The 15094-nt window shown below is 38.3% G+C and carries 15 protein-coding genes; 10 read left to right on the top strand and 5 right to left on the bottom strand.

Going from position 1 to position 15094, the window contains the following annotated elements; all coding sequences use genetic code 11:
- Nucleotides 1-236 precede the first annotated feature (236 nt).
- A complete protein-coding gene (locus ACEYW6_RS33650; RefSeq protein WP_392476139.1) occupies nt 237-662 on the bottom strand; it encodes a DUF5367 domain-containing protein in 426 nt (141 codons plus the stop codon).
- A gap of 67 nt (nt 663-729) precedes the next feature.
- On the opposite strand from ACEYW6_RS33650, the gene ACEYW6_RS33645 reads away from it, so the two are divergent.
- Together ACEYW6_RS33645 and ACEYW6_RS33640 are read left to right on the top strand one after the other, a co-directional pair.
- Nucleotides 730-1278: a TetR/AcrR family transcriptional regulator gene (locus ACEYW6_RS33645; RefSeq protein WP_412983212.1), complete on the top strand. Its 549-nt coding sequence runs from the start codon at nt 730-732 to the stop codon at nt 1276-1278.
- A gap of 344 nt (nt 1279-1622) precedes the next feature.
- Nucleotides 1623-2072, top strand: coding sequence for a hypothetical protein (locus ACEYW6_RS33640; protein WP_104899221.1), 450 nt, complete (start codon nt 1623-1625; stop codon nt 2070-2072).
- A 67-nt stretch (nt 2073-2139) separates the two neighbouring features.
- Here the strand turns inward: ACEYW6_RS33640 and ACEYW6_RS33635 are convergent, their stop codons facing one another.
- Nucleotides 2140-3021 (bottom strand): DUF1186 domain-containing protein, encoded by an 882-nt coding sequence (locus tag ACEYW6_RS33635; protein ID WP_412983210.1) that lies wholly within the window; start codon nt 3019-3021, stop codon nt 2140-2142.
- Nucleotides 3022-3630: 609 nt separating this feature from the next.
- Nucleotides 3631-4023 (bottom strand): hypothetical protein, encoded by a 393-nt coding sequence (locus ACEYW6_RS33630; RefSeq protein ID WP_069074069.1) that lies wholly within the window; start codon nt 4021-4023, stop codon nt 3631-3633.
- Between the two features lie 906 nt (nt 4024-4929).
- Between ACEYW6_RS33630 and ACEYW6_RS33625 the strand changes: the two genes are divergently transcribed.
- The 8 genes from ACEYW6_RS33625 to ACEYW6_RS33590 all read left to right on the top strand — a co-directional run bounded on the left by ACEYW6_RS33625 (nt 4930) and on the right by ACEYW6_RS33590 (nt 11970).
- A complete protein-coding gene (locus tag ACEYW6_RS33625; RefSeq protein ID WP_190947416.1) occupies nt 4930-5562 on the top strand; it encodes an AAA family ATPase in 633 nt (210 codons plus the stop codon).
- Nucleotides 5552-6481, top strand: coding sequence for a ParB/RepB/Spo0J family partition protein (locus ACEYW6_RS33620; RefSeq protein ID WP_412983209.1), 930 nt, complete (start codon nt 5552-5554; stop codon nt 6479-6481). Before ACEYW6_RS33625 ends, ACEYW6_RS33620 begins: the two co-directional genes overlap by 11 nt.
- Nucleotides 6482-6652: 171 nt before the next feature.
- Nucleotides 6653-7168 carry a hypothetical protein gene (locus tag ACEYW6_RS33615; protein ID WP_412983208.1) on the top strand — a complete coding sequence of 172 codons (516 nt, stop codon included), beginning with the start codon at nt 6653-6655 and terminating at the stop codon, nt 7166-7168.
- Nucleotides 7169-7707: 539 nt separating this feature from the next.
- Nucleotides 7708-8667, top strand: coding sequence for a ParM/StbA family protein (locus ACEYW6_RS33610; protein WP_412983207.1), 960 nt, complete (start codon nt 7708-7710; stop codon nt 8665-8667).
- 10 nt (nt 8668-8677) lie between these two features.
- Nucleotides 8678-8968, top strand: coding sequence for a hypothetical protein (locus ACEYW6_RS33605; RefSeq protein ID WP_412983206.1), 291 nt, complete (start codon nt 8678-8680; stop codon nt 8966-8968).
- A gap of 855 nt (nt 8969-9823) precedes the next feature.
- Nucleotides 9824-10021 (top strand): DUF2811 domain-containing protein, encoded by a 198-nt coding sequence (locus ACEYW6_RS33600; protein ID WP_412983205.1) that lies wholly within the window; start codon nt 9824-9826, stop codon nt 10019-10021.
- Between the two features lie 96 nt (nt 10022-10117).
- Nucleotides 10118-10501: a hypothetical protein gene (locus ACEYW6_RS33595; protein WP_069074866.1), complete on the top strand. Its 384-nt coding sequence runs from the start codon at nt 10118-10120 to the stop codon at nt 10499-10501.
- A 1007-nt stretch (nt 10502-11508) separates the two neighbouring features.
- Nucleotides 11509-11970 (top strand): hypothetical protein, encoded by a 462-nt coding sequence (locus tag ACEYW6_RS33590; RefSeq protein ID WP_069070603.1) that lies wholly within the window; start codon nt 11509-11511, stop codon nt 11968-11970.
- 369 nt (nt 11971-12339) lie between these two features.
- Here ACEYW6_RS33590 and ACEYW6_RS33585 read toward each other — a convergent pair whose 3' ends face one another.
- On the bottom strand, nt 12340-13104 hold the full coding sequence (locus tag ACEYW6_RS33585; RefSeq protein ID WP_412983204.1) for a tetratricopeptide repeat protein: 765 nt from the start codon (nt 13102-13104) through the stop codon (nt 12340-12342).
- Between the two features lie 197 nt (nt 13105-13301).
- Nucleotides 13302-15005 carry a hypothetical protein gene (locus ACEYW6_RS33580; protein ID WP_412983203.1) on the bottom strand — a complete coding sequence of 568 codons (1704 nt, stop codon included), beginning with the start codon at nt 15003-15005 and terminating at the stop codon, nt 13302-13304.
- Nucleotides 15006-15094 lie beyond the last annotated feature (89 nt).

Raw genomic sequence — 15094 nt, 5'->3', positions numbered from 1 at the left:
AATCTTATGTTACGTAGATTAGCCCGCAATCATTGTTGCTCGCCTGCTTAATATTTATTTTATAAACACCCTCTTAGAAAAAATTATTTCTAGCTCTTGAGAAAATTTGGGCTGCACACATATACTTGAAATCATTGCAAGTTACAAGTAACACAAGCTTTCTACAAGATTTTCCCGTCTGATGATAGAACGCTTGCAAAAATAATCAGTATAATTTGAAGCCAGTAAACATCTTATTACTCTGTACCTACAAATGGAGTATTAGAAATAGATTGTGAACTGGCTTTTGCAGACAGCAACCAAGCAGCGCCAATTAATATTGAGTATCCTCCAAACAGAAAAGCTGCATATCGCCCTGCTGTTTCAGGCTGCATATTGCTCATAATTTTTGAAAAACCAGCAAGAATTGGGATTTCGCCCAGCATTCCTGGCAAAGCAATACAAACTGCACCTTGTAACCAATCTTGCTGTTTTATCTTCCGCCACTTCATCAGCCCCAGAGAAACGACGGCATATAAAATGCCCGTCAAACCTACGTTGAGCCAATACCCAGCAGCAGAACCTTCAAAGAAGGATGAACCAACCATGCGATAAATTAACGTTGCTGCTGCCCAGATAACGAAACCAAAGGAGATGAAGCCAAGCCTCTCTTTTGTACTCATGGGATGTTAATGTAATAGTCATTACGTTAATTGTTAGTGTAATAGCTGTTACGTTAACTGTCAACTCATGAGCCGACCTGTTGAACCTCAGAAGAAGCAAGAGCTTCTAGAACAATGTCTAGCTGCTGCGATCGCAGTGGGAGCATTCGACTCCAGCATTAACGCGATCGCTAAGAGAATCGGGACTAGCGGACGAATGCTTGTTTACCACTTTGGTTCCAAGCAAGAATTCGAGCGACAACTCATTGGTCTGTTAGAGACTCGCTTGCGCCAAAAGCTATGGTCATTTCAAAGCGTGTCGCTTGTAGGAGCAGATTGTCTGGCAGAACCATTACTCGAAATGTGGAGCCATTTGACTTCACCAGACATGCTGGGCTTGCTGAAATTGACGATGGAGCTAAATCAACGTGCCATACAAGGCGATTCAGAAACACAACGTTTCGTAGAGCAAGAGAGCCAAAAATGGATAGATTCTCTGCTTAATCTCACAAATGACAAAACTACTGCTTTATTGCTATTCCACTTATTTCAAGGCGCAATCTTAGACTTCTTGGCTACGGGAAATGCACAACGTGGACAGCAAACCATCAAGGCTTTCACGGAAACGCTACGGTAGCTTCAACGCGGTTGTTGTTCAGATCGTCTCGAAAAGATGAAGAATTGCTTAAGCGTGGTTGGGACATGAAGTCCTGTAGTGTGAATTTGCGGTAAGCTGACAATACCTTACCGCAACCAAGTTGCACGATGATGTGATTGAAGCATCTGTATCTGGCTATGTTCAAAAGACTAATATCGCTCCTTCTGCTCTGTTGGTAACTTTAGCTAGCAACCATTTAATGTCTGGCAATAGCTCAACCTCACTCACTATTTTTAGTTAGGAGTAAGTCTTAATTCTTCACGCTCGTTATAGTTAACCTTATGTTAAAAACCAAATGTAGTTAATCAAGCTTTCATCGTAGTATGGTTAAAAATAGCGTTAATAAAAAGCCAGATAAAACAATTAAAAAGCGGCATCGCTTTTTTCTCAATCCTTATAGTGATTGTGCGTTCACTAAATGCCCCAAATGCGATACTAAGACTAAGTTACGCAAGTTCCCTTTGGTAATCCACATTGAACCTAAGCAGCTATTTTTACTAAATAAACAGTGTAAATATTGCCCAAGCTGCGACTTAATTATTGCTAAAAAACAGGAGATTGAGCCATTGATGGCTGCTACTTTTGTCCAAACAAATCCTCAAATTGTAGGTAATAACTATGTAGTTATGGGAACAGTTGATAAAAAAGATTGGAAGGAAGGCGACAAAAATTTGCTTTCCCCATCGGAAATGATCGGACGCATATATGTCTTCAAAGATGTTTGGAATTTTGAAATTATTCCAGCAGGTTGGTATCCTAATGAAGAAAAATAATTCCAAAAAATTCTAAGTTTTTTATCATTATTAGTGAAGCTCAAAAAATTTTGCTAAGATTGATGACTCATTTCTTTTTAGAACGATTTTTTCTCCGAGATTGCTTTTGCATTTTTTTCTTATCCCTAGCTTTATTTTTAGATTTTTCAGATGTTCCAAGACTAAATCCTTCTGGAATAAAAATATTATATGATGGCTCTCTCTCTTCTGGTTGGAAACAACTCCAACTCTCCATTTCTAAGATTATATCTTTAATAAAAGAATACTTTGTATTGTTACGTAGTCTATTTAAAGCTTCTTCTCTCTCTACTACTAGATAAGTGCTTACATCTTCTTGGTCAATAAAAAACAAATCAACCAATTCTTCTTCAAATGCCCGATCTATTTGTTCTTGCAGTTCGACTGCACAAAGCTGTGCGCTATTGGTTACTAAAGTAGTTTGGATATAATAATCTTCTTTATCTAAAGTAGAAAACAGCTTGGCATAATATTGTATCACCTGTTCTCTAGTAATGACTTCTTGAGCTATTAAAACCAATAATGCTTCTAATGCAGCACCCCTTACATATTCATTGGCTTCTGGATTTTCTATGAGTTGCTTTATCGGCTCAATATTTGAGCCACTAACAGAAGCAAGTATTCTGCATAAATCTTCAGTTACTATATCTCCAGTTACATCTAATGCCACATCCCCAGGAACTGAAAAAAACTTGATAATTGCAGGATATGCTGCTACTTCCCTAAATTGTGCCAGTAAATATAAAGCATGGATATGTAAAATATAGTCTGATTTTTCTAGTAGCTCTTCTAAATTGTTACTCAGTTTGTCTAAAATTTCTATTAATATAGATGTAATGGTTTCTCGCTCTTCAATGGCTCTTTCTAACGCTAAACGAGGAAATTCCTTAGTGTTATTTTCTAGTTGGGCTAAAATTTCTTCTATTTGCATCTGACCAAGATTAGCACTATTACTACTAATTAACTTAAAGTAGTTTATCAAACTGTGTACTGTAATTTATTAATTTCATCAAAACAGAATACATGCGTCAGTCGCCAGAATACAGAAAAGGTATTTTGTGCGACTGGCGGATAGCGTAGCGTTAGCGGTAGCGAGGAACTTCAATTGATGATGTATCAAAAAATGTTTTACATCAAGCGATGTGAATTGATTTTTTATTGTTTGTGAGAAATTTGCGATTAAGCGGCTTGGAGCTAGTCCTCCTCAATATGGGGATTTTGAGTAGAAGAAAAAGCTTGCCAATTAGATAACGGTGAGGCAATTTTAGAAACAGCGATCGCTTCTGTTGGTATTGTGCAGTTATACAACTATGTGTAATGCTAAAAATTCTAAAGCGTAATTATAGTTAGGGAAGAATGCTTTTTGGAAACTGCATCTAACGCTTCTGTTGTGCCAGAAGTGGACAAGTTGTCCGTTCCAAAAACGAACCAAAGTATTGGTATGTGGATAGATAAGTATTTGAATTTATTCAAAGCTATACTCTTTAAGTATTTTACGAGTTCCGTGATACTAGTATTTTCGTAACAGATGGTTATAACTTCAATCAAGAGCAGCTTCATCAGGTAATGCTTCAAGTTGTAAGCCTACAGAATTTAGATAATTTTGGTCATTCAAAACTTGTGCTGGTAATTTATTTGCATTTACAGCCGCTCTTACCAAGTCTTTTGCAAGAATATTTCCGCTTAAAGTTTTAAGTACTAATGTTCCTCCACTCGGAATACCTTGTTGTAAAAGACCTCCCTGGTAAGCATAATAAACAAGTTCCGAACCCTTTAGGAAACTAATATCAGTAGAGTTAGTGGGTAAACTGTTAAAATTGATAGCTATTGGTTTTCCGTTGATAACAGCATCTGTTTGGGCCCTACCAACACAAGGCATTAGGCTAATACAACTAACAATCAGAAGAGAATCTATTAAGGGAACAAATCTCATAAAGCTAGCTTTTCAGTTCGAGTAAAATTAATCAGTTTCAGAACTTTAAGCATTAAAAGGGGAGAATTAGGGGAGAATCAAACAAGATGTACCCTCAAGCATTTAGATAGATATTTGACTTTTGCAAAGTTAGACAAAGTTTAAGCTTCACATCTATATATAGGAATCCGGTTTGAATTTTGACAACATACTGAGACTCAAATCTATATCCAACAGGGATTTTGCCCTAAAACCCGTTCAGAAATCAAATAGAAGTCCTATAGCCAATGCAAGTAGTAGCTTGATTAGCAAGCAAAAGCGCTCATACTCTAACGAGAGAGCTATGAGCGCTGTGAATCAGAAAAACCCACTATTATGAGGATTATCTATCAACTAAATAGAGCGAAGTGAATATTAAGATAACAATCATTAAGTAAATAGGCTGCTGGAAAAGTTACAAGTGTTGTGTAATTAATGTTACTTGTACGATTTATTGCCACAAACGGCTACCAAATTCTCACATGGGGAGACTGAAGGCGCTTTACAAAAGCATGTTCCAAAAATCTCTCTTAATTTTATCATCAGTATAGGGTTATGAAGTAGACTAACCTGATCTACGAGTGCTTGGGATGGGAGCTAATTAACGACTATTTTCTGGTCGCTTTGAATATCGCTATATCTCCTCAATCCCAGCTAAAGTGTTGGGGTTTTTATTTTTCTTCTCAGCTATTGCCTATTGTATTTCGCGTAGTCTTATAAGCAATCGTAGCTTCATTTCCACTCTTTTGAATATTTGTCATAGAATGATGCCAAGTTAAAAACTTTAATGCCTTACGTAAATAGTTTACGAGATGGAACAATCGGTAGATAATAACCATGCTGTCTAATAGGCAGCAATAACAAGAAGCGTATTTGCATCTCATTATTATGATTGTCGCTTTTACTAATCAAAAAGGAGGTGTCGGCAAATCAACAGCTGCTGTTCATATGGCCTATTGGTTTAGCCAACGCCAAAAAACGCTGATGGTTGATGCCGACGCTCAACAAAGCAGTTCAGTTTGGGCTAAATCTTTAGGGCTAGATTGTCAGGTAATTCAAGATCCAGAAGATTTGTTTGAAATGATTCCTCAGATAGCAAGTAGCTATTCTGCTTTAGTCATTGATGGCCCTGGCTCTCTTTCTGAAGTTACTAAAGCGATATTGGCTCGTTGTGACCTTGCTTTAGTCCCTTGCCAGCCTTCTGGTTTAGATTTACACAGTAGTCAGAAAATATTGCGTTTTATCAAACACGCAACTGAGTTAAGGTCAGGTTATCCTAAAGCAGCTTTATTTTTAAGTCGAGCTACTAAAGGAACGGTTTTAGAACGAGAAGCAAGAGAAGTACTTAAAGCAACAGGAACACAGGTCATGAAAGCTGCTATTTATCAAAAACAATGTATCGCAGATGCTCCTGGACAAGGATATACGGTATTTCAAATGTCAGGAAAAGCAGCTTTGGAAGCCGCAGCAGATTATGAGTCTTTGTTTGTCGAAGCTTTGGAGGTGCTAAATGTCCACTAAGAGGCGAAACCTTAAAGATTTTGTATTTGAAACCTCGGAAACAGCAGGTGAATCACAGCAGCCAGCATCAATGTTGGCGCTATCCTCTATTGTTCTTCCTTCCAAGCAGCCACGACGCTATTTTGATCCAGCAAAAATGGATCAACTGATTCAATCGGTAAAAGAATATGGCATTTTAGAGAATCTACTGATTCGTCCCATACCTGATCAGGATGGGCAATATGAATTGGTAGCTGGAGAAAGACGTTATAGAGCAGCCCAAGCATCTGGGTTATTGGAAGTTCCTGTTACTATCCGGGATTTAACTGATTCAGAGGCGATTTCTATTGCTTTAGTGGAAAATCTTCAGCGAGAAGATTTAAATCCAGTTGAAGAAACAGAAGCAGTTTTGCAGTTATTGGCATTACGTTTACAATGCACTCAAGCCGAGGTAGTTTCACTACTTTACCGGATGCAAAATGATGTATCTCGCCTGACTGATAACGTTATCAGTCAACCTGAAGCTGAGTCTATTAAAGCAGTGTTTACTGAATTAGGCCTGATGGGATGGGAATCTTTTGTTAGTAACCGTCTTCCTCTATTGAAGCTCCCAGAAGATATTTTAGATGCACTTCGCTCTGGAAAAATTGAGTACACTAAATCACGAATGATTGCACGAGTTAAAAACGAACAGCTTCGGAAAACTTTGCTTGCAGAAGCAATTGGTTCTGGACTGTCTTTAAATCAAATAAAAGAACGAGTTAGTAGCTTTAACAATGCAAAACCTCAGCAGGAGGAGTCTGAATCTGCTCCCGTTAAACAACGCATTACATCTATATTAAGCCAAGTTCAAAAAACTAAGGTCTGGTCAAATCCAAAAAAACAAAAACAGTTAGATAAATTGTTGTCTCAGATAGAAAGCTTGCTAGAAAGTGAGTAAATTAGGTGTCTAAGCTAGGATTATCACCTAGATTTTCCTATCAAGTTTCATTGGAGATTTAAAAGCAAGCAAGGGAAGTGCTTAAGGGCAACAGCGATTCCTTCTCCTTGGCAGCAATGATGGCACACTACCTCTTCAAGAGTGATTAGTAAGAGATATTTACGATTGATAATGCAAAAGTTGAAAATCTTACCCTCTATAATAACTGCACTAACGGCACTGACACTAACTAGTTGTAGCACTACTACTGCTGAACAGTATGAAACTACAGCACTCACCAGTTACACCTGGCAAGTCAAGTATGCCAATGATCTAACTAGCCAACCACAGCCACGCATTGAAATCTTTGCGAATACTTCAATGTTGAATCGGAATGGATTGAAACCGGCAGGAGCTGTTGTTGGCCCAGATGACAGAGGGTTATGGTGGCCTACTTTACCGCCTCGACCAAGTGTTGATGAAGTTGAACAACGCAAAAGACCTCAAGAAGAGGCAGGCAAGCCCGAATTAATCAGAGATGTAAAGTACAAACTGACCTATGGAGTGGGTAATTCTCAGCAGACCCTACCTACTAATTATGATGTTTATCGGCAAGTAGTAAAAGCTTATCCCCAAAAAATTCCTTTGGAATTAACTTTGGGTGTGAATGATAATTCAGTAGAGAAAGCTGAACCTGTAAGCAAGTAGTAACCCACTCGTTACGCAGTCAGCAAGAAGTTAGAGTGAAAGACTGAATTGCTTTTCAACTGCCAGTGTTGAACTTACAAGTCCTCCCGACAATCTCAAGTCTTACAATCTCTTGAAAAGTGACCAATTTATTGTAAGTAAATTCCAAGTGGATCAGGGTAGAGCTACATCTTGCGGGAAAGTAAATTGGTAATAAAAAGAATAAATCAAACAGTCAACGATGATCTAAATTAATTTCTGCTCCGTTGATAAAAGAAATTTCAAAAATTCTTTTTGGGGGCTATATAGGGGCTATATATACCCCAACAATAGATTAAGACTTTGGTAACATTTTGACACCTATATAGGGTATATATAGGTGCTAAATGGGGTATATTTGACTGATTAACATTTTGTACCCCATTTAGCCCCCAAGTGGTTATGATAAGCTCTTGAGATTAGGAAAGAAGGGTGAAGTTATTTTATTCTCCTTTCTCTTGCTCTTGCAGATCGCTTGAACAGATAATTTTCACAAATCAAAGTGTATTACTTTTGTATTTATGTCAAACATTCACACGTTACAAAAAATTTTTCCGGCGGGTTTCGATAACGGTTACGGAAGTCTCAAACTTTTAGTCGATGGCTTTGAAGTAGTTCGTGTCCCCAGCTATATAACTAATGCAGAAATGGAAGATGTTCCAGGACGTGTAGTTTTCAACGGTAGTGCTTACACAGTTGGAGAGTCAGCTTACCGTACAGGAAATTATTTTGACCGCAACACAGACAATAATGAAAATAAAGTCAATAACGCATTATTGACTTTATTCGGTGCATTGGCACATCTTCCACACCGTAAGGCTTGGCACTTAAAATTAGTCGTCAGCTTACATGATGTTGCTCTGGCATCAGAACTACAAAAAGTACTCAATGGAGAATATCAGCCAATACTTGCTGGCAAACAATCAGACGTGAAAGTAGAAGTACTTAAAGTTGTACTAGAGGGGATGGGTGCATTGTTTGGGCATCCACTACCCAAAAAGCTAACTATTTTAGACTTTGGCAATGGTACGACCCTGTATTCTCGTTACAACCGGGGTCAGCGAGAAGTTCACACTGCTTACCCCATCGGTGTAGAAGTTCTCATCGATGATATCTCCCAAAAAATGAAACATTTAAATGGCGGAAAAATCGGAGATCCTTCCATTATCCGATTTTGTTTGGAAATGGGGCATACCCGATACAGCCGTGACATCGATATCAAAGATATATACAGCGCTTCTTTAAAAGATTGGTATGAAAAATACTTGAAGAAAGTGGTGAATCTCACATTGGATGCCAAGCACCAGGGGGATGAAATCTGGGCGATTGGTGGAGGCTGTCTCTTACCAGGATTTAAGAAGCTGCTGGAGAAAAACGGCTTCAAAATCCTGGACAATCCGGTAGAAGCCAATGTCTCTGGGCTTTTAGAGATGGCAAAAACCATTAACAGTAAGAACCCAACTACTACATCTTTTAAGTAAAGTTATAACAATGGCAGATAAAAAAGACTTAGCACCGGAAAAAGTTCGCCTCAAAGATAATTACCGAGAGCGCATATTTGCAGAATCGCAAAAACTAGATAAAAGTTACCTGGACACCCTTTACTTTATAGTTGATTGCTATTTTGTTTTCATCAAGGCTGGATTACCTGCACAACTTTTATCTTCCCCACCGATTAATACTGAAGATAACCAACTCACTTCTTGGACTCAAACTTCATTTGCAGACGAGAAAGAAGAAGATTCTGAACCGGAAACCTTCAGCCTTGATTTTGATTTGTAATCGTCAGAGGAAGTTGTTAATTACACACGAGGTTATTCAACGGTGACGCGAAAAGAATTTTTCAACTTGAGTCGTCATTGAGCCAAAGATTTGTCTGTAGCATAGGATCTACTGTATTTTCAGCCCCTGAGAATCGCAGAGATTACATTGTCACTTTTTGCAATTCTTATCATTAGCTCTACTTTTTCTAACTGATTCCACAGACTTTCCACAGCTACTCCTACTGTTTTCCACAGTTGTTTGACAAGATAATCGGCTTCTATTCATCCACTGGGGATTTTGTCATGACTGTAGCCATCAGTCTGTCTTACGGAGTTTTTGTTAAGTTGCGTAAAGAAAATCTATCTCTAACCCTAGCTTTCACGTAATTATTTATTTTTTCTATATTTATGCTTAATATTTTGCAACATTGACAAACCGAGCCAGTCAGCACACAATAAATCGACTAGCCTTTGCCGTCTATTCCATCTTGAACATCGACTGTATAAAACTATTCAGTTACTAGCACGGTGGTTTGACAACTAAAGAATGGGGTGAAACAGGACAACTACTGCATCACCAAGAAGGGTTAAAGGGGAAGGGTAAAGGGGGAAAGGGCAATACACTAATGTTCTTTTCCCCAAAAGCTATTAAGCCCTTATTTTTAAATATGGAGAATAAAAAAAGAAGATTTTTAAGGCATGTAGTGCGATCACTTAGCAGTACGGAGCCGGAGCCGCTCCGCCTCCGGTCCATATTTAAAACAAGAGCTTTTAAGTCACTGGTTCCCTTTCCCCTTTCCCCTTTCCCCCCTTCCCTTTCTTCACCTCTGGCTTATTGTCCCTATTGATTTGCTTTTTCGGAAGCTTTGATCGCATGAACTCAATACAAAACATCTTGACTAATCTTCCTGAAACACTACATGAGTCTTTAAACAGCTATCTAGAACAGCATCCTGATTGGGATGAACATCGCCTTATTACCGCAGCTATCTCACTGTTTCTCTTGCAAAATGCTGATGGAGATCGCCGTGTTTCCCAGGTTTATCTAGAAGCTCTGTTTCGCCGAGGCTAATTTACAACATACCTGAATCTGCTACTCTCTAAAAGTCATACTAAACAAAAGCTAAATTAAACGATACACTCAGAAAGATTTCTTGAGTCAGGATTAATGGCAAGCGAATCTGAGACAAAACCTAAAATATCTACTGCTGAATTACTGACACTTCCAGATGAGACACAAACTCAAGGAATCGCTGAATCAGTGGAAAATGCTCTAGATAGTGACGAAATCTTAAATTCACTCAAAACCTTACTTAGCACTTTAGAAAAGCTACAAAAAGTCCGCCTTGAAGCTGGTGATATTAAACTTGTGATTGAGCAGATGCTTGATGGCGAAATCGTCAGAGGTGAAGAAATTGAAAAAGCCAAAACTGGTGCCAGCACGCTTAATCGCCTAGTTCGTGCTTATAGTGACCACCAAGCTGCACTATTTAAATCACAACCTGCTCGTACTTTACTTGATCTTGTACTCAACTCCAATCCAGCTAATTAAAACTCGCTTTCATTTGTTTGTAAAAGATACAATCGTAAGAATTCAGGAGTCAGAATTCAGAATTCAGAATGGAATTAGCATAACCTACTAACTTCTCAAGTTGAAGCATTAATCCTGAAGTATCACCTTGCCAAACTATCAAATCTTGAAATGTTTTGGCTGGCTGTCTCCTGAATTCTGACTCCTGACTTCTGAATCCTTACACACAATCAAACCATCATTCACTTTTTTAAACTCGAAAACTGAGTTTTCAATTTAAAAAGCCCTGTAAAAATCCAGGGATCTGTTTTATATTGCAGTTTATTAAATGCCAGCTTAAAATCTTTGCCAGCGCTTTTTATACACATAATTATCGCTCAATCGCTTGGGTAAAAATAGCGCAGAACTACCCAATTTCTACCCATCTTACCTGGGTATTCCCTTAATAATTTATTTAGACTTGCACACACCTTTACCGAGAAATCACTTATCAACAAATTTTGCAGCTGCCTTACAGCTTCAGCCGAACAAGCCCTTATAACCTGCTTTGAATATACCGTAACGCTCACAGGCGTTTGTTTCCAGGCTTTTTGTCAAGAATTTACCGCGATCGCACCCTGTAACATCTGCATAACATTCACATTTCATCCTTAACTCTGTGCCATCTCGGTATTATCGGCTGAATACTGATGATCTCGTGTTTGCTCAGAACTTACTTGATTATCGGCAGAGGCAACGGGAGGAAGGGGCGATTGCGCTTCATCAGTTGCCGCAACGACTGAAAAACATTACTCCCATTCGACCGAGAGCTAATCTGTCTCTGTCAGTAAAGCTGATGGTGAGCTAATAAAGAACAGATTGGGCACTAGCAAGTTGCTCTACTTTCAGTGTATTTCTGGAAAATAGATTGTGCCGTATGTAGTCTAAGATAAATATCAATTTAGCTCCTCTGGTTGGTAATCATTAATCACTTTGTCAAAAATTTCATAATTTTTCTTGATAACAGTTGAATATTCAAAGGAAAAGTAATGCTCAATATAGATTTAGAACAACTCCTTTACACTGTACAGATAGATTTCCAAACAGAGATTACTAAGATTGTTGAACAAGTTTTTAGCAACACTGAGTTTCAGTTATCTGCTCGAAAAATCGGTAAGGTTCATGCAGCTTTAGTTGTACCACAAATGTATTTAAAATCCTTACATAAAGACTCTCAAAATATTTTTGACACTAATTTAGCTATTACTTTTAAAAGTAAAAACCGTGCTGTCGGAAATTTTCAAGTAAATTATTTACCTAAAATAAATATCTTAACTATATCTGGGTACTACAAAGATGGCACCGCTTATCTGTGTTATTCTCCAGCGATGAATCCTGATTGGTACAATGGCAAAGGTTATAAAATAGCTCGCCCTGATTGTATTGGAGAAAAGTTTGAGTTGTTAGCGAACAAGTTTTATCCATTTTTTGAAGAATGTTTTGCAGTTTAATTTTAATTAAACCCATTAATAATCAATGGCACAAATATCAGCGCACAGAGCAAAAAGCCGATTAATAAGCCAACAACGCTTATTAAGCTCCAGTAGCGACCGAGATAACCAAGGCGGAATTCCAATATCCATTCTTGTACGGGAAGCAAAGTGAAGTAAAACGCGATTCCTGCACTGACTTAAATCTTGCATTGGCAGTTGTTTTACTTTTGTATTTAGCATATTTGGCGTAACCGTGCCAAAGCGGACAAGGAAAGATACTAACTTAAAGACCTATTGAAGGGATTATTGCTGTAAGGTTTCTCGCTCTTTGCGATCGCAGAAAGAAATGAAAAAAGAATTTAATTTGTAGCCACTCGACAAAAGTGGCTACTTTTTTAATTTAACTATCCTACTTTCGACTCCAAACAAATCTTTGTAAACTTCATGATCTCGAAAAAGCTCCATAATCAAACTTCGAGTAAAAGCACAGTAAATCATATTCCCTCGCGCCTCATACAAACCAAAAGCTTTAAATAAATCTTTTTTTGCGCCCTCAATATCGCCCAGACGAAATCTGACTATCCCTCGTCCACAGTATGCTTCTGCACAATCAGCATCTAGAGATAATACTTTTTCTAGATCAAAGAGGGATTTTTCTAATTCCCCAGATAAAAAACAAATATTCGCCCTATTTATATAAGCTGATAAACAGTTTGGGTCAAGTGAAATTACTTGATTGTAATCTAAGATAGCTGCTGGGTTGTCACCAGTTAAATTTTTATACGTATCAGCCCGATTTAGATAAGCCTGGACTAATTTGGGATTCAGAGCGATGGCTTTAGTGTAATCTTCAATCACCTGGGGAAATTCTGACTTATGACAGATTTTTGACCGAGCTAATCCTCGATTATTATAAGCTTCAGCAAAATTCGGATTCATCGCTAATGCGTTATCAAAAAGCTGAATCGCATTTTCATATTTTTCGATTTGAAACTGAATCATCCCTATAGTATTGTGAACTTCGGCAAAATTAGGATAGAAATAAAGTGCATTTCTGAAGCACTCCATCAGTCCAGATAAGTTTCCTGATTTGAGATGCTCCATTCCTTTGTCATACCACAATTGCCCTTGTTCTACATCAATGTCTTCCATTAATTCCACCAAATATTCTCTGTTTTAATTTAGAATTCCTTAAATATTCATCGACTCGGATATTTAGCTGAGTCAGTTAACTTATCGTAAATCAAAGGGTTTAAGACCCCTACCTCTACAGGTAGCCCCAATTTCAGTTGGGGTTTAAATCCCCCGTCTGAAATATATTTAATTTTGAATGCGTGAATTTTGAATTGTTAACCATGTATTTCTAATTCTTTACTTTTATTTTTCTCTAATATTTTATCTATCTGACTATTCGCGTCCTCAAAAGTTTGCAATATCTGGGGTGTAACTTTATTAGTCCACACCTTGCCAGATTGTAAATTTAAAATTACCTCCCCATTTTTCTGCAAAATAGTTAAATCTCTCTGCTGGGTATTGAAAGCCAAATCATAAATCTTTCCTTCAATTTGAGTGCCATTTTCATCAGACTTACCCCAGACCATGCCAATTCTTTGAGCAATTTGAGTCAGCCGACTGACGGCTTCAAGCTCAGATGTATCTTTATTCATTACTGTCAACGCTTCGGCTGATAATTGCTCACCAGCTTTAAACCCATAAGCCACTTCTACAATGCGTTTTTTGTAATTCTCCGACTTCCCTAACTTATCTGCGGCATTGTACCAATTTCTCAAGTCATCAATAGTAACTGATTGAGGTTGGACTTCTTGCTTGGGTACGGCTCTGTTTTGTGGTTCAGGAAACGGGACTATAAAACCCTCCACATAATCCCCCAAGGGTTCAAGATGTAGCCCCCAGACCTGCCCTTTGCCCGTGAACAGTTCTGGTAATGCCTTGGGTGAGTGCTTTTCCATATCAGCCCACTGCTGTTGATAAACGGGGTCAGCAATCATATCAGGTGTGATTTGATACTGCTTACCGACTCGAAAGGCGACTTGCTTATCAATGCCTGTCGCCAGAGCAATATCCCCTTCCTTAAACCCATACTGTTTGTATGGTTGATAAGCTCTGGTGGTATGAGTTCTGCCGTATCCGCGCATGGCATCAATGCAAGTATTTACAGGTAGTGGGTTCGGCTCACCATGCATCATTAAAGGGTAGTTCATCGGAATCGGTTTGCCTTTAATGGCTATTGGGGCGACATTTTGAATATCTTGGTTTGAGTGGAATTGAGCGCTTTGTTGAGGCGGGGATTGTGCTGATTGAGATGGAGGTTTCAAAAACTGTGGTCGTGTGGCAAAGGAGTTAACTCTTTGTTGATAGTCACCATCCGATTCAATAATTGCCCCAAATTTATTGGTCATGTTCTCCAAAGTTTTAGGGGGAATTGAACTGCTGACTAAGTGAAATACTGCTAGACCTTTTTTAGTTTCCCTGATAACATCTTCTGTTGGTACTTGCTCCCATTCAACTTTTTGAGCAGTTAACCATTTAGTCACAGTCTCAGCTTTCTGGTTGTCAACAGCCAAGCCCATGACTCCAAGTTTTTTGTTTGATTCTATAGAAAATAAGAAAGTAGGACGCTCTTTAATATGATGGAGAATTTTAGCACTACTCTCAATCATCTCTTGTTGTTCAGAATTAACTGATTGAGTCCCAAAAGCCTGAAATTCCTTCGTCCATTTCTGGGGATATTCAACGGTATAAGGGTCAATTTGAGCGCAAATAACAGAAAAATTACTTTGAATAATAGCGGGTGCTGGGGTAAGTTGTCCGGTTTTGAGCAGTCCAAGCTGTCTGAGCGCGTCTTTGTCTTTTTTGAAGTGCAATACTCCCAGGGGTTCACCATTCAAAAATACAGCATCTCTAGTTTTAGAAGCTGAGGTTTCGATAGTCAGTTTTCGGTAATCTTGATCATTGAATATCTGACCAGAAAAATCATAAAAGTTAATTTTATTAATTTTGAGGAGATTCCCATTGGGAGATTCACCCAGCACAAAAGCTTGATCTCACCCGTGACAGGTTAAGTAAAAGTGCATTTTGTCAATCAGCTAAAATACTCAAAAGCCAGTTAGTGAAAATGATA

The organism is Nostoc sp. UIC 10607 (assembly GCF_047228265.1).
Classification (GTDB): Bacteria; Cyanobacteriota; Cyanobacteriia; order Cyanobacteriales; family Nostocaceae; genus Nostoc; species Nostoc foliaceum_A.
This window is presented reverse-complemented; position numbering and strand designations above follow the sequence as displayed.